We start from the raw sequence: 19,962 nt of genomic DNA on the forward strand, positions 1-19,962 counted from the left end.
AAGGAGGAATGATTGTCCTGAAGACAAAATCTGATTCACATACCTGGTACTAATTTTCCCCAAACAAAAACAGCCCATTCCGGTAAAGGAATGGACTGTGAATAGTTGATGATTAACGCTTCGAGAACTGTGGTGCACGACGAGCGCCGCGAAGACCTGGCTTCTTACGTTCTTTCATACGTGGGTCACGTGTAAGTAGACCTGCAGCCTTTAGAGCTGGACGGAAATCAGGATCTACAGTTAACAATGCACGAGCTACTCCGTGACGGATTGCTCCTGCTTGTCCTGTGTATCCTCCACCGTTCACGTTTACGTGAATATCGTAGCTTCCAAGTGTACCCGTAGTTACAAGTGGTTGCTTAATGATTTCGCGAAGTGTTTCGAATGGTACGTATTCTTCTGCATCACGTTTGTTGATGACGATTTTACCTTCACCAGGAACTAAACGTACACGAGCTGTTGAACTTTTACGTCGGCCAGTGCCGATATATTGTACTTGTGCCAAAAGTGTTTCCTCCTCTTAATTACCCGCGAAGCTCAAATGCTTCAGGTTTTTGTGCTGCATGAGTGTGCTCTGCTCCAGCGAAAACGTGAAGCTTTTTAGCTGTTTGACGACCAAGTGGACCTTTTGGAAGCATTCCCTTGATAGCTAGTTCAAGCATTTTCGTTGAATAGTTTGTGCGCATTTCAAGCGCTGTACGAGACTTAAGGCTACCAGTGTAACCTGAGTGACGGTAATATTTCTTGTCTTTCAATTTGTTACCTGTAAGTTGAATCTTTTCAGCATTGATGATGATCACGTGGTCACCTGTATCAACGTTTGGTGTGAATGTCGGTTTATGTTTACCGCGAAGCAATGTAGCGACTTCTGAAGCAAGACGTCCAAGCGTTTGGCCTTCAGCGTCTACTAGGAGCCATTTTCGCTCTACTTCGTGGCCTTTAGCCATGAATGTTGTACGCATAGTTTCATATCCTCCTAAATGAATATCAGTCTGTTCCGTTTTCTCTATCCCTAAACACAAATAAACTTTCGGGGCTTTTTGTGGGGTTATTGAAATACCAAATATTATCTTACCGGTTATCGTCTAGAAAGTCAAGCAGTTTTCATATAAACACCTGGAAAAGTTGCTTTACTCTCCATACGTAACACTCATCAAATACAAACCGTGTGCTGGTGCAGTTTTACCGGCACGTTTGCGGTCGCGGGCTTCTAAGATTTCAGCCACTTCTTGTGGCTCGTCCCACCCGATTCCAACCGCATAAAGGACACCTGCAATTGTGCGCACCATGTTATACAAAAAGCCGTCTCCTTCAATGGTTAAAATGAGATCATCGCCTTTTTCTTCGATTTCAAGCATACGAATTGTCCGAACCTTGTTTGACGTTGCTGTTTGGGATGAACAAAAGCTCGTGAAGTCATGTTTGCCAAGTAAATGTACCGCACCTTCTTGCATCCGTTTAAGTTCTGGATTCCATTTACCTAAGTGAACGGAATAATTGCGGTCAAATGGGCTTTGGATAGGTTTCCTCGTCCAGCGATATTGATACGTTTTCCCTTTTGCTGAATAACGCGCATGAAAATCCTCACTTACAGGTTGGGCAGAAAGGATACGGATATCTTTAGGCAACAAGACATTCAATGCCATTAGCCAACTATCTTCAGTCAGATTGAGAGGCGTGTCAAAATGGATTACTTGTCCCCATGCATGCACCCCAGCATCTGTTCTCCCACTTGCCACGCTATGGATCGAATCATCTTTATGCATCTTACGAAGGGCTTTGTCAATATCCGACTGCACCGTTCTCATTTTAGGTTGAGATTGGTAGCCAGAAAATTGAGTACCGTCATATGCAACCGTCGCTTTTATACGCATCATGCGTGTCCTCCTTTACCCTCTGAAATACAGCATGATGGCTGAGAGTACACCTAACAAAACAAGGATCATTGTGTCGCTCGTTTGCCACTGCAACTTCCGAAACCGTGTCCGACCTTCTCCTCCACGGTAACCGCGAACTTCCATCGCAACTGCTAGATCTTCAGCACGCTTGAACGCACTTACAAACAATGGAACGAGTAATGGAATCACAGCTTTCACACGTTGTTGAACACTTCCTGAACTGATATCCGACCCTCGCGCAAGTTGAGCTTTCAAGATTTTGTCGGTTTCATCCATTAAGGTAGGGATGAATCTCAAAGCAATCGACATCATCATAGCGAGCTCATGCACTGGGAGTTTAAATCGTTTCAACGGATTCAGCAAAGTCTCCACACCATCAGTAATTGATATTGGCGAAGTCGTCAGTGTGAGTACAGTTGTCATCAATACTAAAATTAAAAATCGTAACGAAATGTAAATACCTTGGCGCAATCCTTCTTCATAAATCGTGATGAACCTCCATTGGAAGAGGACGTCACCTTCACGCGTGAGAAACAAATGCATAAGAAGTGTAAATACCACGAGAAACAGAATCGGTTTAAGTCCACCTAACAAAAATGGAATTCGTATTTTTGAGAGCAGAATAACGAACACCGTAAACGCAAGTAAAATTGCATAGGTCACTGTATTATTCGCCAAAAAAACTGCGAAGATGAACAAAAATATGAAAATCAGCTTAGATCTAGGATCCAGGCGATGCGTAATCGAATCTCCTGGTAGATAACGTCCGAATATCATCTTCTCCATCATGTGCGCTCACCCATTTCTTTAGCAAGCGCTGCAATCATTACGGCCAGATGCTCTTCTGTGAGCGCAGGTGTCGGCAAGTTATGATGAACTAATCGCTCGAAGTCTCTCTGAAACCGCACTGAACGCGGCAATTCCAAGCGATACATTGCAAGTTGCTCTGCATCTGTCAATACCTCTTCAGGGGGCCCATCGAGCACAGCACGACCTTCATGCATCACGATGACATGCTCTGCATAACGGGCAGCGTCTTCCATGCTGTGGGTCACTAAAATCGTAGTCAAACCCTCTTCTTTATGAAACCTTTCAAACAGCTCCATAATTTCACGACGCCCTTGGGGATCGAGTCCTGCTGTCGGTTCATCTAAAATTAATACGGATGGTTTAAACGCAAGCACTCCTGCAATCGCAACCCGCCTCATCTGACCACCTGAAAGTTCAAACGGTGACTTATTCGCAACTTCTGGAGGCAAGCCCAGCATCTCGATTAGTTCGTGTGCCCGCTTTCTAGCTTCCTCTTCAGGGATACCGAAGTTCAACGGGCCGAACATAATATCTTTTTCCACAGTCTCTTCGAATAACTGATGCTCAGGAAATTGGAAGACGATTCCGACATCCCGTCGAACATTGCGTAGCGCTTTCCCTTTTGTTTCCGAAGTAATAAGCGTGTCCCCAACCTGTACGGTGCCTTCCGTTGGCTTCAGTAAACCATTTAAATGCAGTAGCAATGTAGACTTCCCAGAGCCAGTATGGCCAATCACTGCTGTAAACGAGCCTGTTTTAATCGTAGCATTGATGTCATGTAGCGCTTTCTTCTCAAAAGGAGTATTCGGTGCATATGCAAAATTCACTTGTTGAAATGAGATGTCCATAACTCGTTCACCAACTCTTTTTCTGACATATGATCGCCTACTAGCGGCATTCCTGCGTCCCTCAATAACTGTGAGAGACGAAGAGCAAATGGCAAATCGAGTCCATGCTCTTGAAGTTTAGTTCCTTGTTCAAAGATAGAGGTTGGTGTCCCGGAAGCTGCAAGTTTTCCCTGGTTCATGACGAAAACACGATCCGCTAAAAGGACCTCTTCCAAATCGTGCGTGATAGAAATGACAGTAAGTCCGGTAGTACTTCGTAACGAAGTGATCAATTCAATAACTTCACTTCGGCCTTGAGGGTCCAACATTGATGTTGCTTCGTCCAAAATTAAAATTTTCGGATTCATCGCAAGGGCCCCAGCAATCGCCACGCGCTGCTTTTGTCCTCCCGATAAATGATGAGGTTCGTGGTTATGATACGCCGACATCCCGACATCAGAGAGCGCTTCTTTCACACGAATTTGCATGTCCGCGTAAGAAACACCATTATTCTCTAAGGCAAATGCAACATCATCTTGCACAGTAGCACCGACAAACTGATTATCTGGGTTTTGAAACACAACGCCAAGTTGCGAACGAACGTCCCATAGATTATCCTCTGTCAACGGATCCAAAAAGACATTGACCGTACCGGTAGCTGGAAACAGTAAGCCAATCATCAATTTGGCTAGCGTCGATTTACCCGAACCATTATGCCCGACAATCGACACCCATTCCCCGTCACGAACCGTAAAGGAGACGTCTTGGACAGCTTGTACGAAAACGTCTTCTTCTGTTTCATATGCAAAAGATACACCGTCCAACGACAAAACTTCCCTCATCCACTACCGCCTCTTTTCTTTTGAACTTATGTATGTATAGCTAGAAATCCCATCAAAGATTTCTATAAATAAAAAAAGCGCGCATCTCATCCGAAGAATGCGCAGCAAAATGTTTCGATGCCGGGTGCTCAAGCCGTCATCGCGGATGAGATGCGTAGAGCTAGACCGAGCAAAAAATCTGTCGATCGTAACACTCAGCTTTTCATATTGTCGTATAAATCATTATGTGGAAAGAGGGTGTGGCTGTCGCCAGTCACACCCCCAAGTTCCTTACACGAGTTCGATGACTACAACAGGTGCTCCGTCTCCACGGCGCGGTCCCATCTTCATGATTCGTGTGTATCCGCCCTGGCGTTCTGCATAGCGCGGTGCAACATCGTCAAACAATTTTTGAATGGCAAATGTCTTAGTTTCTTTACCTTCATCATCAGTACCAAGAATTACTTCACGGCGGATGAATTCAGCTACCTGACGGCGTGCATGCAAGTCCCCACGCTTACCAAGTGTGATCATTTTTTCAACAACTGAACGAAGCTCTTTCGCACGTGCTTCCGTTGTTTGGATGCGTTCGTGGATGATTAGGTCTGTTGCCAGGTCCCGTAGCATCGCTTTACGCTGTGAACTTGTGCGTCCAAGTTTTCTGTAACCCATAGAAGATTCCCTCCTTCAATCTAATTCTGCCATCAATCTTCAGAGCGTAATCCTAGATTCAACTCTTCCAATTTCAGCTTTACTTCTTCAAGTGATTTTCGGCCAAGATTTCGCACTTTCATCATTTCGTCCTCGGACTTGTTAGCAAGTTCCATAACGGTATTGATGCCTGCACGTTTTAGGCAGTTGTAAGAACGAACAGAAAGATCTAATTCTTCGATAGTCATCTCAAGAACTTTTTCTTTTTGGTCTTCTTCTTTTTCTACCATGATCTCTGCAGTTTGTGCTTCGTCTGTCATACCGACAAAAATATTTAAATGTTCCGTAAGGATTTTAGCACCCAGCGAAACAGATTCTTTAGGACCAATACTACCATCTGTCCAAACATCTAGTGTTAACTTATCAAAGTTTGTACTTTGACCAACCCGAGTATTTTCAACCTGGAAGTTTACACGAGATACCGGTGTGTAGATAGAATCGATTGGAATAACACCAATCGCAAGGTCATCACGTTTGTTTTGCACTGAAGGAGCATAGCCTCGTCCTCGTACTGCATACATGCGCATACGAAGGTGACCATTTTTCCCAAGTGTCGCAATGTGAAGATTTGGATTCAATACTTCTACATCACTATCATGAGTAATGTCAGCAGCAGTTACCACACCTTCGCCTTTGACATCTATCTCGATCACTTTTTCGTCATCAGAATAGATTTTAAGGGCTAATTGCTTCACATTTAGAATAATAGTAGCTACATCTTCAACAATGCCTTCAACTGTTGAGAACTCGTGAAGAACGCCATCGATTTGAATCGATGTTACGGCAGCTCCAGGCAGAGAAGACAACAGGACGCGGCGTAATGAATTCCCTAAAGTGTTTCCATAGCCTCGTTCCAATGGTTCGATAACAAACTTACCAAACATGGAATCTTCAGCAACCATAACGGTTTCAATCTTCGGTTTCTCAATCTCGATCATTCATTTACCCTCCTTCAAAACGTCTGTGTGGGTCGTTCCTTATTGAAATCGATTTTTATAGACAGCAAAATGCAATCGCACAATTCATTCTTACCAAAAATTGTGTTTCTCAATCAATTGGAATAGAAACCGTTATACACGACGACGTTTTGGAGGACGGCATCCGTTGTGCGGAACAGGCGTTACGTCACGGATTGCTGTTACTTCAAGACCAGCAGCTTGTAGTGAACGAATCGCAGCTTCACGTCCTGCACCAGGTCCTTTAACAGTAACTTCCAACGTTTTAAGACCGTGTTCCATAGAAGACTTTGCAGCTGTTTCTGCAGCCATTTGAGCCGCAAATGGAGTCGATTTACGTGAACCGCGGAAACCAAGTGCACCAGCACTAGACCATGAAAGTGCATTTCCGTGAGTGTCTGTAATCGTTACGATAGTATTGTTGAACGTCGAGCGGATATGTGCAATCCCGGATTCAATATTCTTTTTTACACGACGTTTACGAGTTTGTTGTTTACGTGCCATGTTCGAAAATACCTCCTTTACCTATTATTTCTTTTTGTTTGCTACAGTCCGCTTAGGACCTTTACGAGTACGTGCATTGTTTTTTGTGTTTTGTCCGCGTACAGGCAATCCACGACGGTGACGGATTCCACGGAAGCTTCCGATTTCCATCAAACGTTTGATGTTAAGTGAAGTTTCACGGCGAAGATCCCCTTCAACTTTCAATGCATCTAATTGTTCACGGATTTTGTCGAGTTCCACGTCAGTTAAATCACGAACGCGTGTCTCTTCTGAAACGTCAGCTGCAGCAAGAACTTTCTGTGCTGTCGTTTTCCCAATTCCGTAGATGTAAGTCAATGAAATTACAACGCGCTTATCGCGCGGTACGTCTACACCAGCAATACGTGCCATATAGGTTGCGCACCTCCTTTATATTATCCTTGACGCTGTTTGTGCTTTGGATTTTCACAGATTACCATTACTCGGCCGCGTCTGCGAATAACTTTGCATTTTTCGCAGATCGGTTTTACAGATGGTCTTACTTTCATCTTACCCAACCTCCTTCATTAGTCCGGAGTGCAAAAGTTTATTTGAAACGGTATGTGATGCGACCACGTGTTAAGTCATAAGGCGACAATTCAATTGTCACTTTATCACCGGGCAAAATGCGGATGAAGTGCATACGGATTTTACCGGATACATGTGCAAGCACAGTATGTCCGTTTTCCAGTTCCACTTTGAACATCGCATTCGGCAACGTATCTATTACAGTACCTTCAATTTCGATTACGTCATCTTTCGCCATCAGCTCAGTCTCCCTTCTATATCCTATAAAGGCCCTCACCTTCCGAGCGGCATCAGTCGCTTTACAAGCTCCTTCAACATATGTCCGGTATGCGCGAGTGATGTTCGAAAAGACGCAAATCACATTTCATACTAGTTTGCCGGTCCCGACATGTTGTGTGGAACTTCAAATCGGTTCAAACATGACCGACAGTTTGCTGCTGATCTGTTCGTCCTAAGACAACAAACCCACTCACACCAACAAATTATACTCCGAAGAGCAAGAAAATGCATGTGTGAAGTACTGAGCGTTTAACTGCCGAATGTTTTCGATTTTCAGCCTAGCATCAAGTGCTTTTGCAGCTCAATCTAATCAAATGCTCCTTCCGTACAGCAGAACGCTGCCGGACGTGATGCCCTGACGTCTGCATGCTTCGGAAAGGCTTAGTGAACCTGAGTTGTTAACACAGCATCCACGTCGTGAAATACGTCATTAATGTCCTGCTGACCATTAATGTTTGTCAGCACGCCTTTTCCATCGTAGAACGATAGTAGCGGTGCAGATTGTTTCATATTTACTTCCAGACGGTTTGTGACAGTTTCCGGATTGTCATCAGCTCTTTGATAGAGTTCGCCTCCGTCTTTATCACATACGCCTTCAACCTTTGGTGGATTGAATTCGAGGTGGTAAGACGTTCCACAAACTTTACAGATCCGGCGACCCGTCAGCCGAGCAACAAGGAGTTCTTTGTCTACCTGGATGTTGAGTGCATGTTCGATTTTCCGAGACATTCCCTCAAGTATGCCATCAAGCGCTTCCGCTTGAGGGACAGTACGTGGGAAACCATCTAATAGAAAACCGTTATCACAGTCAGGTTTGCGAAGACGCTCACTGACAATACCAATCGTAACTTCGTCAGGAACAAGTGCTCCCTGATCCATATACGATTTAGCTTTGACTCCAAGTTCCGTGCCTTCTTGAATAGCAGCACGGAACATATCGCCTGTAGAAATATGAGGGATTCCGTACTTTTCGACAATTTTGTCGGCCTGAGTTCCTTTACCGGCACCCGGCAGACCCATTAATACGATGTTCATACGCCTTGCCCTCCAAAGATATTCAAGTGGAGAAACTCTTCACTTAAATTTATTTCATAAATCCTCTGTAGTGACGCTTAACCAATTGTGATTCAAGCTGCTTCATTGTTTCGAGGGCAACCCCGACAACAATCAGCAAGCTGGTACCACCGATTTGAGCGGACTGTGGAAGATTTGCAATTTCAATAATAATAATCGGAAGAACTGCGACAGTAGCAAGGAAAATCGAACCAACAAAAGTCAGTCGATAAAGCGTGCTTGTCAAATAGTCCTGTGTATTCTGACCAGGACGGATCCCAGGGATATAAGCTCCTTGTTTCTTCAAGTTGTCTGCGACATTCTCAGGATTAACCTGAACAAATGCGTAGAAATACGTGAAGGCAACGATCAGACCGATATACAGTGCCATGCCGGCTGGATGCGAGTAGTTGAGCACTCGCGTAATAGCAGCAACAGTACTGTTGTCACTGAAGAACGTGCCAAGTAATTGCGGCGTTGTAAAGAACGCAACCGCAAAGATGACTGGGATAACCCCTGCAGCGTTCAGTTTCAGTGGTAGGTGCGTTTGTTGTCCAGCAGAAGTCTGCCCACGACCCGTCACCCGTTTTGCATATTGAATTGGAATTTTACGCAATGCTTCTTGGAAGTAGATCACGCCAACTGTAATTGCAATAACTGCAACAAGTAACAGAACCATCATCGCAATGCGGATGAACAAAGCATCCCCAGCATCTTGGATCTGTGACACATACAATTGGTTGACTGCATTCGGAATGGCAGCAACGATTCCGGCGAAGATAATGATTGAAATACCATTACCGACACCTTTCGCTGTAATCTGCTCGCCGAGCCAGAGAAGAAAAGCGGTACCTGCTGTTAACACTAGAGCGATGACAATATATGTCGAAACTCCGTTGTCTTCAACAAGTCTTCCTTGGAACATTTGGTTAAATCCAAATGACATTGCAATCGCTTGGATGAACGCAAGAATCATGGTGAAATAACGAGTGAATTGTGCAAGCTTACGTCTTCCGACATCCCCTTGTTTTGCCCACTCAGAAAACTTCGGTACAACGTCCATCTGCAATAGTTGCACGATGATTGACGCAGTGATGTACGGCATGATTCCCATGGCGAAGATTGAGAACTTAGAAAGTGCTCCTCCACCAAAAATGTTCAAAAATCCAATGAATTGATTGTCCGATTGCTGGAGCGCAGTCGCATCCACGTTCGGTACCGTTATAAACGTACCGAGACGGAATACGATGAGCATTAGCAGTGTGAAAATTATTTTAGACCGTATCTCTTTTACTCGCATGAAGTTTGAGATTGTCTGAAACATTATACCACCTCGACTTGCCCGCCCGCTTTCTCGATCGCTTCTTTAGCAGAAGCAGAGAATTTATGAGCTCTGACAGTAATCTTCTTCTCAAGAGTCCCATTACCAAGAATCTTAATACCGGATTTTTCATTGCTCACGATTCCTGTTTCAATCAACAATTCTGGTGTTACTTCTGTGCCTTCATCAAAACGATTTAACGTTTCAAGATTTACGATGGCATATTCTTTACGATTAATGTTCGTAAATCCGCGCTTAGGTAGACGTTGGAATAGTGGAAGTTGTCCACCTTCAAATCCAAGACGTACACCGCCGCCCGAACGTGAGTTTTGACCATTATGACCTCTACCAGATGTTTTACCTGATCCAGATCCCATACCACGACCAACACGCTTACGTTCTTTACGAGCACCTTCTGCAGGTTTCATTTCGTGTAATTTCATCTTTCGGCACCTCCTTATTCAAGAATAACTGATTATTGTTCGCTGACAGTTACCAAATGGCTGACCTTGTTGACCATGCCGCGGATTGCGACATTATCCTGGTGCTCAACCGTTTGGTTCATTTTGCGAAGTCCAAGAGCTTCAACTGTTTTACGTTGTGCTGGCTTAGCGCCAATCACGCTTTTAGTAAGGGTGATTTCAAGTTTATTTGCCATTGTGTTTCCCCCCTTAACCTAACAGTTCTTCTACGGATTTACCACGTAGCTGCGCTACATCTTCAGCACGCTTCAAATTCGTCAATCCCTGGATTGTAGCACGTACCATGTTGATTGGTGTGTTAGAACCAAGTGATTTAGAAAGGATATCCGTGATTCCTGCAAGTTCAAGTACCGCACGGACTGGTCCGCCGGCGATAACTCCTGTACCTGGTGCAGCCGGTTTGATAAGAATCTGACCTGCTCCGAAGCGTCCGATGATCTGATGTGGCGTTGTGCCTTTGACCATTGGTACTTCGATTAGGTTTTTCTTCGCATCTTCGATTGCTTTACGGATTGCATCTGGAACTTCTTGTGCTTTCCCAGTACCGAAACCAACGCGGCCGTTTTTATCACCAACAACGACTAGAGCAGTAAAACGGAAACGACGTCCGCCTTTTACAACTTTAGCTACGCGGTTGATGGTAACTACGCGCTCTTCGAATTCACTTTTGTTTTGTTCATTACGACGCATGGAATATGTCCCTCCTTCTTAATTAAAATTCAAGTCCATTTTCGCGTGCAGCGTCAGCTAGTGCTTTGACGCGGCCGTGGTATAGATAGCCTCCGCGGTCGAATACGACAACTTTGACATTCTTTTCTACACCTTTTTTCGCAATCAGTTCGCCCACTTTGACAGCAGCGTCTGCATTAGAAGAAGAATCCGCTGAGAATTCTTTATCCATTGTAGATGCGCTTGCAAGTGTTACACCGTTTGCATCATCAATAAGTTGTGCATAGATGTGTTTGTTTGAACGGTATACGTTCAAGCGAGGACGCTCAGCAGTACCGTTGATCTTTGTACGGACACGTGCATGCCGTTTTCTACGGACAGCGTTCTTATCTTGTTTTGTGATCACTCGAGGTCACTCCTTCCGGATGCCTATGCGGCATTATTTACCTGTTTTACCTTCTTTGCGTCGAACAACTTCGCCTTCGTACTTAATACCTTTACCTTTATACGGTTCTGGTGGACGTACTTTGCGGATGTTAGAAGCAAGAGCACCAACGCGTTCTTTGTTAGTACCGCGAACGATAATTTTTGTGTTAGCAGGCACTTCAACTTCAATGCCCTCTTCCGGTGTGAATTCAACCGGTTGTGAGTAACCGACGTTCAATACAAGTTTCTTACCTTGCATTTGAGCACGATACCCGACACCTACTAGTTCAAGCGCACGCTCAAAACCAGCTGATACTCCAGTAACCATGTTCGCTAGAAGCGAACGTGTTGTACCGTGCATCGAACGGTGTTCTTTCGATTCAGATGGACGTGTCAATGTGATCACGTTACCTTCTTGTTCGATCTTTATGTCTTTAGTAAATGTATTTGTAAGTTCGCCTTTCGGTCCTTTAACTGTAACGAAGTTATTCTCATCGATCGTAACTGTTACGTTTTCAGGCACCTCAATCGGACGTTTACCAATTCGGGACATTTGTTTGCACCTCCATTCAATTGTTACAGATTACCAAACGTAAGCGACGACTTCTCCGCCAACTTGTTTAGCACGAGCTTCTTTATCAGTCAAAACACCGTTAGAAGTTGAAACAAGGGCGATACCTAGTCCGTTCAACACTCTTGGTACTTCTGTTGACTTTGCATATACACGAAGACCAGGCTTAGAAATGCGCTTGAGTCCAGTGATTACGCGTTCTTCGTTTTTACCATATTTAAGGAAAATGCGGATGATGCCTTGTTTGCTGTCTTCCACATATTCTACGTCGCGGACGAAACCTTCACGTTTGAGGATTTCTGCGATCTCTTTTTTAAGGTTTGAAGCAGGTACTTCTAGCTTCTCGTGACGCACCATGTTGGCGTTACGAATGCGAGTAAGCATATCTGCGATCGGATCACTCATTGTCATTACATTAACCTCCTTCCCAGAATGGGGTTTACCAGCTTGCTTTTTTAACGCCAGGAATTTGTCCTTTGTATGCGAGTTCGCGGAAACAAATACGGCAAAGTTTAAACTTCCGATATACTGAGTGCGGACGCCCACAGCGCTCACAACGTGTATATTCTTGAACCTGGAACTTTGGCGTACGTTTCTGTTTTGCGATCATTGATTTTTTAGCCACGTTTTACGCCTCCCTTATGTTTACTTTTGGAACGGCATGCCGCACTGCGCTAGCAACTCACGAGCTTCCTCGTCTGAGTTGGCAGTCGTAACGATGACGATATCCATTCCGCGTACTTTAGACACTTTATCGAAGTCAATTTCCGGGAAAATTAGTTGCTCTTTCACACCAAGTGTGTAGTTTCCGCGTCCGTCGAATGATTTATTCGATACACCACGGAAGTCACGTACACGTGGAAGTGATACAGCGATCAATTTGTCCAGGAACTCATACATGCGTTCTCCACGTAGAGTAACTTTTGTTCCGATAGGCATTCCTTCACGAAGACGGAATCCAGCGATAGATTTCTTCGCTTTAGTTACGACTGGTTTCTGACCTGAGATAATTGTCAAGTCTTCCACAGCAGCATCAAGTGCTTTTGTGTTTTGAACCGCGTCGCCAACACCCATGTTGATAACGATCTTATCAACTTTCGGCACTTGCATTACAGATGTATAGTTGAACTTGCTCATGAGAGCAGGAGTAATTTCTTTTTGGTATTTATCCTTTAATCGGCTCATTCAGAAGAACCTCCCTTCTTAGAGAGTTATTTTTTGAGTTCTTTTTTGCTAATCTCGTCGATAACTTCGCCGGACTTCTTCGCAACACGGGACTTAACACGGAATGTCTTGTCGCCTTCGGTTTTTTCTTCAATCTTGTAACCGATACGTGTTGGTTCGCCAGACTTAGGATCAACAAACATTACGTTAGAAACGTGAATTGCAGCTTCAAGGCTTACAATACCACCTTGCGGATTCGCTTGGTTCGGCTTTGTATGCTTTTTGACGATGTTCACGCCTTCAACGAGGATTCGTTCTTTGTTCGGGAATACTGAAAGGATGACACCTGTCTTTCCTTTGTCTTTCCCAGAGATAACTTTTACTTTATCGCCTTTTTTAATGTGCATTCTGTTGCACCTCCTTGATTGGCACTGCTCTGTAATTAAAGTACTTCTGGAGCAAGAGAAATGATTTTCATGAAGTTGCTGTCGCGTAATTCGCGTGCAACTGGTCCGAAAATACGAGTTCCACGAGGGCTCTTGTCGTCACGAATGATGACACAAGCATTCTCATCGAATGTAATATAAGATCCATCTTTACGACGCATACCGCTCTTAGTACGAACGATAACCGCTTTAACGACTTCACCCTTCTTAACAACGCCACCTGGTGTTGCTTTCTTAACTGTAACAACGACAACGTCGCCGATGTTCGCAACTTTACGGCCAGAACCGCCAAGAACTTTGATTGTAAGCACTTCACGTGCGCCAGAGTTATCTGCGACTTTCATGCGGGATTCTTGTTGAATCAATTTGGTTACCTCCCCTCGGATACTGTGTTCCGAACGTTATTAGATGATGACCGCTTTTTCGACTACTTCAAGAAGGCGGAAACGCTTTGTAGCTGACAACGGACGAGTTTCCATAATACGGACTACATCGCCGATTTTAGCTTCGTTCATTTCATCATGTGCTTTATATTTTTTAGAATACTTTACACGCTTGCCATACAAAGAATGCTTTTTGTGTGTTTCTACCATTACCGTTACCGTTTTGTCCATTTTGTCGGATACAACGCGGCCTGTGTATACTTTGCGTTGGTTACGCTCAGTCATGGGTGCAACCTCCTTCATCAGTTATTTGCACTGATTTCTCTTTGACGTATTACTGTCTTCATGCGCGCAATCGATTTGCGTACTTCACGGATGCGTGCAGTGTTTTCTAATTGTCCTGTCGCTAACTGGAAGCGAAGGTTGAAAAGCTCTTCTTTCAGTGATTTCACTTTTTGCTCGATCTCTGCAGTTGTCAAGTCACGGATTTCATTAGCTTTCATTAGATTCACCACCAATTTCTTCACGTTTTACAAACTTACACTTAACAGGAAGTTTGTGCGCTGCAAGGCGGAGTGCTTCACGAGCGACCTCTTCAGAGACGCCTGCGATTTCAAACATAACTCGGCCAGGTTTTACTACTGCTACCCATCCCTCAACAGCACCTTTACCAGAACCCATTCGAACTTCGAGAGGCTTCTTAGTATACGATTTGTGTGGGAAAATATTGATCCAAACTTTACCGCCACGTTTCATGTAACGTGTCATTGCGATACGTGCTGATTCGATTTGACGATTCGTGATCCATGCAGCCTCAAGAGACTGAAGGCCGAACTCACCGAATTGAACCGTTGCGCCGCCTTTTGTCTGTCCGCGCATTTTGCCGCGGAATACACGACGATGTTTTACTCGCTTTGGTACTAACATGATTAGTTGCCTCCTTCCCCAGAGTTCTTCTTCACTGGAAGGACTTCTCCACGATAGATCCATACTTTAACGCCAAGTTTACCGTATGTTGTATCAGCTTCAGCATGTGCATAATCGATATCTGCACGAAGTGTATGAAGTGGGACAGTTCCTTCGCTGTAGTGTTCTGCACGCGCGATGTCGGCTCCACCAAGACGTCCGGATACTTGAGTTTTGATACCCTTTGCTCCAGAACGGATTGTACGTTGGATTGCCTGCTTTTGTGCGCGGCGGAATGATACGCGGCTTTCTAGTTGACGAGCGATTGATTCTGCAACCAATTTCGCGTCAAGATCAGCACGCTTAATTTCAACGATGTTAATGTGTACACGCTTGCCAGAGATTTCGTTAAGGTTTTTACGAAGTGCTTCGACTTCAGTACCACCTTTACCGATAACCATACCAGGTTTAGCTGTGTGGATAGTGATGTTAACTTTTTTCGCAGCGCGTTCGATTTCTACTTTAGAAACTGAAGCGTCTACTAAACGTGTTTCGATATATTTGCGGATTTTAAGGTCTTCGTGCAAGAGAGTCGCATAGTCTTTTTCTGCATACCATTTCGAATCCCAGTCACGAATTATACCGACCCGCAGACCGTTAGGATGTATTTTTTGACCCACGAATTATCCCTCCTTCTTTTCAGATACCACTACAGTGATGTGGCTTGTGCGTTTGTTGATTGCGCTCGCACGGCCTTGCGCACGTGGACGGAAACGTTTCATAGTAGGACCTTCATCAACGAATACTTCGCTAACAATTAGGTTCTCAATGTTCATTTCGTAGTTGTGCTCAGCATTAGCAATAGCTGAATTTAAAACTTTTTCTACGACTGGTGATGCCGCTTTTGGCGTCAAACGTAGAATCGCGACAGCTTCACCGATTTTCTTGCCCCGGATAAGATCAACGACTAATCGGACTTTACGAGGAGCAATACGGACTGTTTGCGCAGATGCTTTAGCTTGTTGCATCAGAAATTCCTCCTCTCAATTAGCGTTTCGTTTTCTTATCATCGGCACCATGGCCTTTGTAAGTACGGGTAGGTGCGAACTCACCTAGTTTGTGTCCGACCATGTCTTCAGTGATGTAGACAGGTACGTGTTTGCGTCCGTCATAAACAGCAATTGTCAATCCGATGAAGGATGGGAATACTGTAGAGCGACGTGACCAAGTCTTGATGACTTGTTTCTTTTGTGCATCTTTTTGAGCGTCAACCTTTTTAAGCAAATGTTCATCTGCAAAAGGTCCTTTTTTCAAACTGCGGCCCATTTCGTTACCTCCCTTTGCGTTTGTACTACGGTCCAATCATTGAACCGCAGTGCAATCACATTATTTTTTGCGACGACGAACGATAAGTTTGTCGGATTTGTTTTTCTTAGAACGAGTCTTGTAACCAAGAGTCGGTTTGCCCCAAGGTGTAACTGGGCTTGGACGACCGATTGGCGTACGTCCTTCACCACCACCGTGTGGGTGATCGTTCGGGTTCATGACTGATCCACGTACTGTTGGGCGTTTACCCATCCAGCGTGAACGTCCTGCTTTACCGATGTTGATAAGTTCGTGTTGTTCGTTACCAACTTGACCGATTGTAGCACGGCAAGCTGACAAGATCATGCGAACTTCACCAGATTGCAAGCGGATGATGACATATTTGCCTTCACGTCCGAGCAATTGTGCAGATGTACCAGCTGAACGAACTAATTGTCCGCCTTTACCAGGTTTCATCTCGATGTTGTGGATTGTAGAACCCATAGGGATGTTTTCAAGTGGAAGAGCGTTCCCTACGCGGATGTCCGCTTCAGGTCCCGACATGATTGTCATTCCAACTGTCAATCCTTTAGGAGCTAGGATATAACGTTTTTCTCCATCAGCATAGTTGATCAATGCGATGTTTGCAGAACGGTTTGGATCGTATTCGATCGTAGCAACGCGTCCTGGTATGCCATCTTTCCGACGTTGGAAGTCGATGACACGGTATTGGCGCTTGTGGCCGCCACCTTGGTGACGAACTGTAATCCTACCTTGGTTGTTACGTCCGCCTTTACGTTTGACTGGCTCAAGCAATGATTTTTCTGGCTTGCTTGCTGTGATTTCTGCGAAATCAGAAGTCGTCATGTTGCGGCGTCCGTTGGAGGTAGGTTTGTATTTCTTAATCGCCATTTGTGTTCCCTCCTTCGTTTAGTGTGATTAGATATCGAATAGCTCGATGTCTTTAGAATCAGCAGTTAATGTAACAATCGCTTTACGGCGCTTGTTCGTATAACCAGCATGTTTACCCATGCGCTTGAATTTACCTTTGTAGTTCTGGACGTTCACTTTTTCCACTGTTACTCCGAAGATTTCTTCGATAGCTTGTTTGATGTGCGTTTTGTTAGCGCGAGTATCAACTTCGAAAGTGTACTTGTTGAATTCCATTGCTTCAGAAGATCGCTCGGTAATGACCGGACGCTTCAATACATCACGTGCTTCCATTAACCAAGCACCTCCTCAATTTTTTTGACAGCATCTTTTGTCAAGACTAGTTGATCGTGACCAACTAGGTCTAGAACATTGATACCGTTAGCAGTAACAACGCTGATTCCTGGGATGTTACGAGCAGACAAAGCTACTGTTTCATCAAGGTCAGCTGTTACAAACAATGCTTTTTTGCTGATCGACAAGTCTTTCAGCACTTTTGTGAATTCTTTTGTCTTTGGTGCATCGAAAGCTAAAGCTTCTAATACTACCATTTCTTCGTCACGTACTTTTGAAGACAAAGCAGAACGAAGAGCAAGACGACGGACTTTCTTTGGCAACTTGTAGCTATAGCTACGTGGTGTTGGTCCGAATACGATACCGCCTCCACGCCATTGTGGAGATCTGATTGAGCCCTGACGAGCACGACCTGTTCCTTTTTGACGCCATGGTTTGCGACCACCGCCAGCTACTTCAGCGCGTGTTTTTACTTTGTGGTTCCCTTGACGCAATGTTGCGCGTTGTTGAACCAATGCTTCGAATAGGACTGCTTCGTTCGGCTCAATTCCGAATACATGTTCATTCAATTCGATTTCGCCTGCTGCAGATCCTGTTTGATTCACTACGGATACTTTTGGCATTAGTGTTTCCTCCTTCCTTCGTTAATTAGTTCCCTTTAATCGCGCTTTTCACTTCTACAAGTGATTTACGTGAACCTGGAACGTTACCTTTTACTAGTAACAAGTTGCGCTCTGTGTCAACTCGAACAACTTCAAGGTTTTGGATTGTAACTGTTTTGCCGCCCATACGGCCTGGCATTTTTTTACCTTTGAATACGCGTTGAGCATCAACCGAACCGATTGAACCTGGTGCGCGATGGAAACGAGATCCGTGGCTCATTGGTCCACGTGAGAAACCGTGGCGCTTAATAACACCTTGGAAACCTTTACCTTTTGATACTCCTGTAATATCGATGATTTCGCCTTCTGCGAATGTATCGACTTTGACTTCCTGACCAACTTCGTACCCAGCTACATCGACTCCGCGGAATTCGCGAATGAAGCGCTTAGGTGCCGTTTCAGCTTTTGCAACGTGTCCCATTTCTGGTTTGTTGGAAAGCTTTTCACGTTTGTCCTCGAATCCGAGCTGAATTGCTTCGTAGCCGTCTGTTTCGATTGTCTTCTTTTGAAGAACAACGTTTGGAGCAGCTGCAATTACAGTTACGGGGATCAAATCGCCGTTTTCAGCAAAAATTTGCGTCATACCGACTTTTCTTCCTAAGATTCCTTTGGTCATTTGTCACACCTCCTGATTAATTTGTTTTTAGTATTATAGTTTGCCATTAAAGTTTGATTTCAATGTCTACGCCAGATGGTAAGTCAAGCTTCATCAAAGCGTCAACAGTTTGTGGTGTCGGATTGACGATATCGATCAGACGTTTGTGAGTACGCATTTCGAACTGCTCACGTGAGTCCTTGTATTTGTGGACCGCACGAAGAATTGTGTACACCGAACGTTCTGTCGGCAATGGAATCGGACCTGAGACACTAGCTCCGGAACGCTTTGCAGTTTCTACAATCTTTTCAGCTGACTGATCAAGCACACGGTGATCATATGCTTTCAAACGGATACGAATCTTTTGTTTTGCCATTATTTTCCCTCCTTCTCGCCTATTTTCTAGACATTCTCCACGGAAATTTTCCCACACACATGCCATGGCAAAGCGGCCGGGTGTGTCGGTAACCTCCCGCTTCATCGCAGTCAAAGACCAACACTAAACATTATACACATAAAAAAAGAATGTCGCAATAGGTTTAGCGATATTCTTTAACAACTTTTATATTATAAAACGAAATGACGATAGATGCAACTAATTTGTTGCTATTGCTTACGAGTCAGTAGGTTAGTTTTAGTGTTAACTTGCGATTCATGTCAAATATAATTGGAGTTTGGGTTTTACAAGTTATTAATAGAAGTTTGGATTTGTTGTTTTATTGGGAGGTTTTGAAGTGTTGTGCGGGAGATTATATGCGTCTAGCTAGAACAAACTTTATATTATGAGGTTTATGGTCATTATCACAAGCTAATGAGTGGAATCTATGGTTTGTGATTATACTCTCTGTTGTTGGTGAGAGTTATTTTAGTGAAGTAACCAAATACCAACTTCTTTCTATAGAAAATGATTCGCTAAGCGAATCACACAAATTAATCTTGGTTTTGTTCGGTTAAAATTATTTAGTTTGATTGTTTAATTTGGATACGCAGTTGGATTACTCTAAGTGCCGTGAAATGATGAGGGTACGAGCAGCCTTTTAGGCTATGAGTGGGTTTGGGGATTACGATCACTTTTTCTGGTTTATGAGCATCCTCCGAGCTTTATGAGCACTTCCTCTGGTTTATGAGCATTCTCCAGGCTTTATGAGCACTTTCTCTGGTTTATGAGCATTCTCTGGGCTTTATGAGCACTTTCTCTGGTTTATGAGCATTCTCTGGGCTTTATGAGCACTTCCTCTGGTTTATGAGCATCTTCCAGGCTTATGATCACTTCCTCTGATTTATGAGCATTCTCCGAGCTTTATGAGCACTTCCTCTGGTTTATGAGCATTCTACAGGCTTTATGAGCACTTTCTCTGGTTTATGAGCATTCTCCGGGCTTTATGAGCACTTTCTTTGGTTTA

At 44.2% G+C, this 19,962-nt stretch carries 35 protein-coding genes; all 35 read right to left on the reverse strand.

Features of this window, described 5'->3' with window-relative positions; all coding sequences use genetic code 11:
* Positions 1 to 112 precede the first annotated feature (112 nt).
* The 35 genes from rpsI to rpsJ all read right to left on the reverse strand — a co-directional run bounded on the left by rpsI (position 113) and on the right by rpsJ (position 18,935).
* Entirely contained in the window at positions 113 to 505 is a 393-nt protein-coding gene (gene rpsI / locus N693_RS0105665) for a 30S ribosomal protein S9 (protein ID WP_025783832.1), read from the reverse strand.
* Positions 506 to 524: 19 nt separating this feature from the next.
* Positions 525 to 962, reverse strand: coding sequence for a 50S ribosomal protein L13 (rplM, locus tag N693_RS0105670; RefSeq protein WP_025783833.1), 438 nt, complete (start codon positions 960 to 962; stop codon positions 525 to 527).
* A 168-nt stretch (positions 963 to 1,130) separates the two neighbouring features.
* On the reverse strand, positions 1,131 to 1,877 hold the full coding sequence (gene truA / locus N693_RS0105675) for a tRNA pseudouridine(38-40) synthase TruA (protein WP_025783834.1): 747 nt from the start codon (positions 1,875 to 1,877) through the stop codon (positions 1,131 to 1,133).
* A gap of 12 nt (positions 1,878 to 1,889) precedes the next feature.
* Positions 1,890 to 2,687 (reverse strand): energy-coupling factor transporter transmembrane protein EcfT, encoded by a 798-nt coding sequence (locus N693_RS0105680; protein WP_025783835.1) that lies wholly within the window; start codon positions 2,685 to 2,687, stop codon positions 1,890 to 1,892.
* Positions 2,684 to 3,556, reverse strand: a complete 873-nt coding sequence (locus N693_RS0105685; protein WP_025783836.1) for an energy-coupling factor ABC transporter ATP-binding protein — start codon at positions 3,554 to 3,556, stop codon at positions 2,684 to 2,686. Before N693_RS0105685 ends, N693_RS0105680 begins: the two co-directional genes overlap by 4 nt.
* Positions 3,532 to 4,377: an energy-coupling factor ABC transporter ATP-binding protein gene (locus N693_RS0105690; RefSeq protein ID WP_025783837.1), complete on the reverse strand. Its 846-nt coding sequence runs from the start codon at positions 4,375 to 4,377 to the stop codon at positions 3,532 to 3,534. Before N693_RS0105690 ends, N693_RS0105685 begins: the two co-directional genes overlap by 25 nt.
* A gap of 270 nt (positions 4,378 to 4,647) precedes the next feature.
* A complete protein-coding gene (gene rplQ / locus N693_RS0105695) occupies positions 4,648 to 5,028 on the reverse strand; it encodes a 50S ribosomal protein L17 (protein ID WP_025783838.1) in 381 nt (126 codons plus the stop codon).
* A gap of 32 nt (positions 5,029 to 5,060) precedes the next feature.
* A complete protein-coding gene (locus N693_RS0105700; RefSeq protein ID WP_025783839.1) occupies positions 5,061 to 6,005 on the reverse strand; it encodes a DNA-directed RNA polymerase subunit alpha in 945 nt (314 codons plus the stop codon).
* A gap of 132 nt (positions 6,006 to 6,137) precedes the next feature.
* Positions 6,138 to 6,527 carry a 30S ribosomal protein S11 gene (rpsK, locus tag N693_RS0105705; protein ID WP_025783840.1) on the reverse strand — a complete coding sequence of 130 codons (390 nt, stop codon included), beginning with the start codon at positions 6,525 to 6,527 and terminating at the stop codon, positions 6,138 to 6,140.
* 24 nt (positions 6,528 to 6,551) lie between these two features.
* Positions 6,552 to 6,917 (reverse strand): 30S ribosomal protein S13, encoded by a 366-nt coding sequence (gene rpsM / locus N693_RS0105710; protein ID WP_025783841.1) that lies wholly within the window; start codon positions 6,915 to 6,917, stop codon positions 6,552 to 6,554.
* A gap of 23 nt (positions 6,918 to 6,940) precedes the next feature.
* Complete coding sequence (gene rpmJ, locus N693_RS19915) at positions 6,941 to 7,054, reverse strand: 50S ribosomal protein L36 (RefSeq protein WP_076758849.1); 114 nt, start codon at positions 7,052 to 7,054, stop codon at positions 6,941 to 6,943.
* A gap of 38 nt (positions 7,055 to 7,092) precedes the next feature.
* Positions 7,093 to 7,311: a translation initiation factor IF-1 gene (gene infA, locus N693_RS0105715; RefSeq protein WP_025783842.1), complete on the reverse strand. Its 219-nt coding sequence runs from the start codon at positions 7,309 to 7,311 to the stop codon at positions 7,093 to 7,095.
* Positions 7,312 to 7,733: 422 nt separating this feature from the next.
* On the reverse strand, positions 7,734 to 8,387 hold the full coding sequence (locus N693_RS0105720) for an adenylate kinase (protein WP_025783843.1): 654 nt from the start codon (positions 8,385 to 8,387) through the stop codon (positions 7,734 to 7,736).
* A gap of 49 nt (positions 8,388 to 8,436) precedes the next feature.
* Complete coding sequence (gene secY, locus N693_RS0105725; protein ID WP_025783844.1) at positions 8,437 to 9,729, reverse strand: preprotein translocase subunit SecY; 1,293 nt, start codon at positions 9,727 to 9,729, stop codon at positions 8,437 to 8,439.
* On the reverse strand, positions 9,729 to 10,169 hold the full coding sequence (rplO, locus tag N693_RS0105730) for a 50S ribosomal protein L15 (RefSeq protein WP_025783845.1): 441 nt from the start codon (positions 10,167 to 10,169) through the stop codon (positions 9,729 to 9,731). The genes secY and rplO overlap by 1 nt, the downstream gene beginning before the upstream one ends.
* 32 nt (positions 10,170 to 10,201) lie before the next feature.
* On the reverse strand, positions 10,202 to 10,384 hold the full coding sequence (gene rpmD / locus N693_RS0105735) for a 50S ribosomal protein L30 (RefSeq protein ID WP_025783846.1): 183 nt from the start codon (positions 10,382 to 10,384) through the stop codon (positions 10,202 to 10,204).
* Between the two features lie 13 nt (positions 10,385 to 10,397).
* Complete coding sequence (gene rpsE / locus N693_RS0105740) at positions 10,398 to 10,898, reverse strand: 30S ribosomal protein S5 (protein ID WP_025783847.1); 501 nt, start codon at positions 10,896 to 10,898, stop codon at positions 10,398 to 10,400.
* Between the two features lie 22 nt (positions 10,899 to 10,920).
* Positions 10,921 to 11,283: a 50S ribosomal protein L18 gene (gene rplR, locus N693_RS0105745; RefSeq protein ID WP_025783848.1), complete on the reverse strand. Its 363-nt coding sequence runs from the start codon at positions 11,281 to 11,283 to the stop codon at positions 10,921 to 10,923.
* A gap of 33 nt (positions 11,284 to 11,316) precedes the next feature.
* A complete protein-coding gene (rplF, locus tag N693_RS0105750; protein WP_025783849.1) occupies positions 11,317 to 11,856 on the reverse strand; it encodes a 50S ribosomal protein L6 in 540 nt (179 codons plus the stop codon).
* 30 nt (positions 11,857 to 11,886) lie between these two features.
* Positions 11,887 to 12,285, reverse strand: coding sequence for a 30S ribosomal protein S8 (gene rpsH, locus N693_RS0105755; RefSeq protein ID WP_025783850.1), 399 nt, complete (start codon positions 12,283 to 12,285; stop codon positions 11,887 to 11,889).
* 28 nt (positions 12,286 to 12,313) lie between these two features.
* Positions 12,314 to 12,499 (reverse strand): 30S ribosomal protein S14, encoded by a 186-nt coding sequence (gene rpsN / locus N693_RS0105760; protein ID WP_025783851.1) that lies wholly within the window; start codon positions 12,497 to 12,499, stop codon positions 12,314 to 12,316.
* A gap of 20 nt (positions 12,500 to 12,519) precedes the next feature.
* Entirely contained in the window at positions 12,520 to 13,059 is a 540-nt protein-coding gene (gene rplE / locus N693_RS0105765) for a 50S ribosomal protein L5 (RefSeq protein WP_025783852.1), read from the reverse strand.
* A 26-nt stretch (positions 13,060 to 13,085) separates the two neighbouring features.
* The gene (rplX, locus tag N693_RS0105770; RefSeq protein ID WP_025783853.1) at positions 13,086 to 13,445 is read right to left on the reverse strand and encodes a 50S ribosomal protein L24; all 360 of its coding nucleotides are present in this window, start codon (positions 13,443 to 13,445) and stop codon (positions 13,086 to 13,088) included.
* A gap of 35 nt (positions 13,446 to 13,480) precedes the next feature.
* A complete protein-coding gene (gene rplN / locus N693_RS0105775) occupies positions 13,481 to 13,849 on the reverse strand; it encodes a 50S ribosomal protein L14 (protein WP_025783854.1) in 369 nt (122 codons plus the stop codon).
* Positions 13,850 to 13,888: 39 nt separating this feature from the next.
* Entirely contained in the window at positions 13,889 to 14,152 is a 264-nt protein-coding gene (gene rpsQ / locus N693_RS0105780; protein ID WP_025783855.1) for a 30S ribosomal protein S17, read from the reverse strand.
* A 17-nt stretch (positions 14,153 to 14,169) separates the two neighbouring features.
* Complete coding sequence (gene rpmC, locus N693_RS0105785) at positions 14,170 to 14,370, reverse strand: 50S ribosomal protein L29 (protein ID WP_025783856.1); 201 nt, start codon at positions 14,368 to 14,370, stop codon at positions 14,170 to 14,172.
* On the reverse strand, positions 14,360 to 14,794 hold the full coding sequence (gene rplP, locus N693_RS0105790) for a 50S ribosomal protein L16 (RefSeq protein WP_025783857.1): 435 nt from the start codon (positions 14,792 to 14,794) through the stop codon (positions 14,360 to 14,362). Before rplP ends, rpmC begins: the two co-directional genes overlap by 11 nt.
* A 2-nt stretch (positions 14,795 to 14,796) precedes the next feature.
* Entirely contained in the window at positions 14,797 to 15,453 is a 657-nt protein-coding gene (gene rpsC, locus N693_RS0105795; protein WP_025783858.1) for a 30S ribosomal protein S3, read from the reverse strand.
* A 3-nt stretch (positions 15,454 to 15,456) separates the two neighbouring features.
* Entirely contained in the window at positions 15,457 to 15,801 is a 345-nt protein-coding gene (gene rplV / locus N693_RS0105800) for a 50S ribosomal protein L22 (protein WP_025783859.1), read from the reverse strand.
* A 19-nt stretch (positions 15,802 to 15,820) separates the two neighbouring features.
* The gene (gene rpsS, locus N693_RS0105805) at positions 15,821 to 16,099 is read right to left on the reverse strand and encodes a 30S ribosomal protein S19 (RefSeq protein ID WP_025783860.1); all 279 of its coding nucleotides are present in this window, start codon (positions 16,097 to 16,099) and stop codon (positions 15,821 to 15,823) included.
* A gap of 60 nt (positions 16,100 to 16,159) precedes the next feature.
* Positions 16,160 to 16,990 carry a 50S ribosomal protein L2 gene (rplB, locus tag N693_RS0105810; RefSeq protein ID WP_025783861.1) on the reverse strand — a complete coding sequence of 277 codons (831 nt, stop codon included), beginning with the start codon at positions 16,988 to 16,990 and terminating at the stop codon, positions 16,160 to 16,162.
* A 27-nt stretch (positions 16,991 to 17,017) separates the two neighbouring features.
* On the reverse strand, positions 17,018 to 17,302 hold the full coding sequence (rplW, locus tag N693_RS0105815; protein ID WP_025783862.1) for a 50S ribosomal protein L23: 285 nt from the start codon (positions 17,300 to 17,302) through the stop codon (positions 17,018 to 17,020).
* Positions 17,302 to 17,925: a 50S ribosomal protein L4 gene (gene rplD, locus N693_RS0105820; RefSeq protein ID WP_025783863.1), complete on the reverse strand. Its 624-nt coding sequence runs from the start codon at positions 17,923 to 17,925 to the stop codon at positions 17,302 to 17,304. The genes rplW and rplD overlap by 1 nt, the downstream gene beginning before the upstream one ends.
* Before the next feature lie 25 nt (positions 17,926 to 17,950).
* Positions 17,951 to 18,580 carry a 50S ribosomal protein L3 gene (gene rplC, locus N693_RS0105825; RefSeq protein WP_025783864.1) on the reverse strand — a complete coding sequence of 210 codons (630 nt, stop codon included), beginning with the start codon at positions 18,578 to 18,580 and terminating at the stop codon, positions 17,951 to 17,953.
* 46 nt (positions 18,581 to 18,626) lie between these two features.
* Positions 18,627 to 18,935, reverse strand: coding sequence for a 30S ribosomal protein S10 (rpsJ, locus tag N693_RS0105830; RefSeq protein WP_025783865.1), 309 nt, complete (start codon positions 18,933 to 18,935; stop codon positions 18,627 to 18,629).
* Positions 18,936 to 19,962: the final 1,027 nt, after the last annotated feature.

The organism is Sporosarcina sp. D27 (assembly GCF_000586555.1).
GTDB lineage: Bacteria > Bacillota > Bacilli > Bacillales_A > Planococcaceae > Sporosarcina.

Excerpts from the sequence above, each read along its gene's own strand:
- N693_RS0105690 (WP_025783837.1), bottom strand. The coding sequence starts at position 4,377 with ATGAGGGAAGTTTTGTCGTTGGACGGTGTATCTTTTGCATATGAAACA.
- rplF (WP_025783849.1), bottom strand. The coding sequence starts at position 11,856 with ATGTCCCGAATTGGTAAACGTCCGATTGAGGTGCCTGAAAACGTAACA.
- rpmD (WP_025783846.1), bottom strand. The coding sequence starts at position 10,384 with ATGGCAAATAAACTTGAAATCACCCTTACTAAAAGCGTGATTGGCGCT.
- rpsS (WP_025783860.1), bottom strand. The coding sequence starts at position 16,099 with ATGGGCCGCAGTTTGAAAAAAGGACCTTTTGCAGATGAACATTTGCTT.
- rpsQ (WP_025783855.1), bottom strand. The coding sequence starts at position 14,152 with ATGACTGAGCGTAACCAACGCAAAGTATACACAGGCCGCGTTGTATCC.
- N693_RS0105680 (WP_025783835.1), bottom strand. The coding sequence starts at position 2,687 with ATGATGGAGAAGATGATATTCGGACGTTATCTACCAGGAGATTCGATT.
- N693_RS0105685 (WP_025783836.1), bottom strand. The coding sequence starts at position 3,556 with ATGGACATCTCATTTCAACAAGTGAATTTTGCATATGCACCGAATACT.
- N693_RS0105700 (WP_025783839.1), bottom strand. The coding sequence starts at position 6,005 with ATGATCGAGATTGAGAAACCGAAGATTGAAACCGTTATGGTTGCTGAA.
- rplD (WP_025783863.1), bottom strand. The coding sequence starts at position 17,925 with ATGCCAAAAGTATCCGTAGTGAATCAAACAGGATCTGCAGCAGGCGAA.
- rplX (WP_025783853.1), bottom strand. The coding sequence starts at position 13,445 with ATGCACATTAAAAAAGGCGATAAAGTAAAAGTTATCTCTGGGAAAGAC.
- rplQ (WP_025783838.1), bottom strand. The coding sequence starts at position 5,028 with ATGGGTTACAGAAAACTTGGACGCACAAGTTCACAGCGTAAAGCGATG.
- rplE (WP_025783852.1), bottom strand. The coding sequence starts at position 13,059 with ATGAGCCGATTAAAGGATAAATACCAAAAAGAAATTACTCCTGCTCTC.
- rpmJ (WP_076758849.1), bottom strand. The coding sequence starts at position 7,054 with ATGAAAGTAAGACCATCTGTAAAACCGATCTGCGAAAAATGCAAAGTT.
- rplO (WP_025783845.1), bottom strand. The coding sequence starts at position 10,169 with ATGAAATTACACGAAATGAAACCTGCAGAAGGTGCTCGTAAAGAACGT.
- secY (WP_025783844.1), bottom strand. The coding sequence starts at position 9,729 with ATGTTTCAGACAATCTCAAACTTCATGCGAGTAAAAGAGATACGGTCT.
- rplC (WP_025783864.1), bottom strand. The coding sequence starts at position 18,580 with ATGACCAAAGGAATCTTAGGAAGAAAAGTCGGTATGACGCAAATTTTT.
- rplW (WP_025783862.1), bottom strand. The coding sequence starts at position 17,302 with ATGGAAGCACGTGATGTATTGAAGCGTCCGGTCATTACCGAGCGATCT.
- rpsE (WP_025783847.1), bottom strand. The coding sequence starts at position 10,898 with ATGCGTCGTAATGAACAAAACAAAAGTGAATTCGAAGAGCGCGTAGTT.
- rpmC (WP_025783856.1), bottom strand. The coding sequence starts at position 14,370 with ATGAAAGCTAATGAAATCCGTGACTTGACAACTGCAGAGATCGAGCAA.
- rplP (WP_025783857.1), bottom strand. The coding sequence starts at position 14,794 with ATGTTAGTACCAAAGCGAGTAAAACATCGTCGTGTATTCCGCGGCAAA.
- rpsH (WP_025783850.1), bottom strand. The coding sequence starts at position 12,285 with ATGACAATGAGTGATCCGATCGCAGATATGCTTACTCGCATTCGTAAC.
- infA (WP_025783842.1), bottom strand. The coding sequence starts at position 7,311 with ATGGCGAAAGATGACGTAATCGAAATTGAAGGTACTGTAATAGATACG.
- rpsJ (WP_025783865.1), bottom strand. The coding sequence starts at position 18,935 with ATGGCAAAACAAAAGATTCGTATCCGTTTGAAAGCATATGATCACCGT.
- rpsK (WP_025783840.1), bottom strand. The coding sequence starts at position 6,527 with ATGGCACGTAAACAACAAACTCGTAAACGTCGTGTAAAAAAGAATATT.
- rpsM (WP_025783841.1), bottom strand. The coding sequence starts at position 6,917 with ATGGCACGTATTGCTGGTGTAGACGTACCGCGCGATAAGCGCGTTGTA.
- N693_RS0105720 (WP_025783843.1), bottom strand. The coding sequence starts at position 8,387 with ATGAACATCGTATTAATGGGTCTGCCGGGTGCCGGTAAAGGAACTCAG.
- truA (WP_025783834.1), bottom strand. The coding sequence starts at position 1,877 with ATGATGCGTATAAAAGCGACGGTTGCATATGACGGTACTCAATTTTCT.
- rplB (WP_025783861.1), bottom strand. The coding sequence starts at position 16,990 with ATGGCGATTAAGAAATACAAACCTACCTCCAACGGACGCCGCAACATG.
- rplM (WP_025783833.1), bottom strand. The coding sequence starts at position 962 with ATGCGTACAACATTCATGGCTAAAGGCCACGAAGTAGAGCGAAAATGG.
- rplV (WP_025783859.1), bottom strand. The coding sequence starts at position 15,801 with ATGCAACAAGCTAAAGCATCTGCGCAAACAGTCCGTATTGCTCCTCGT.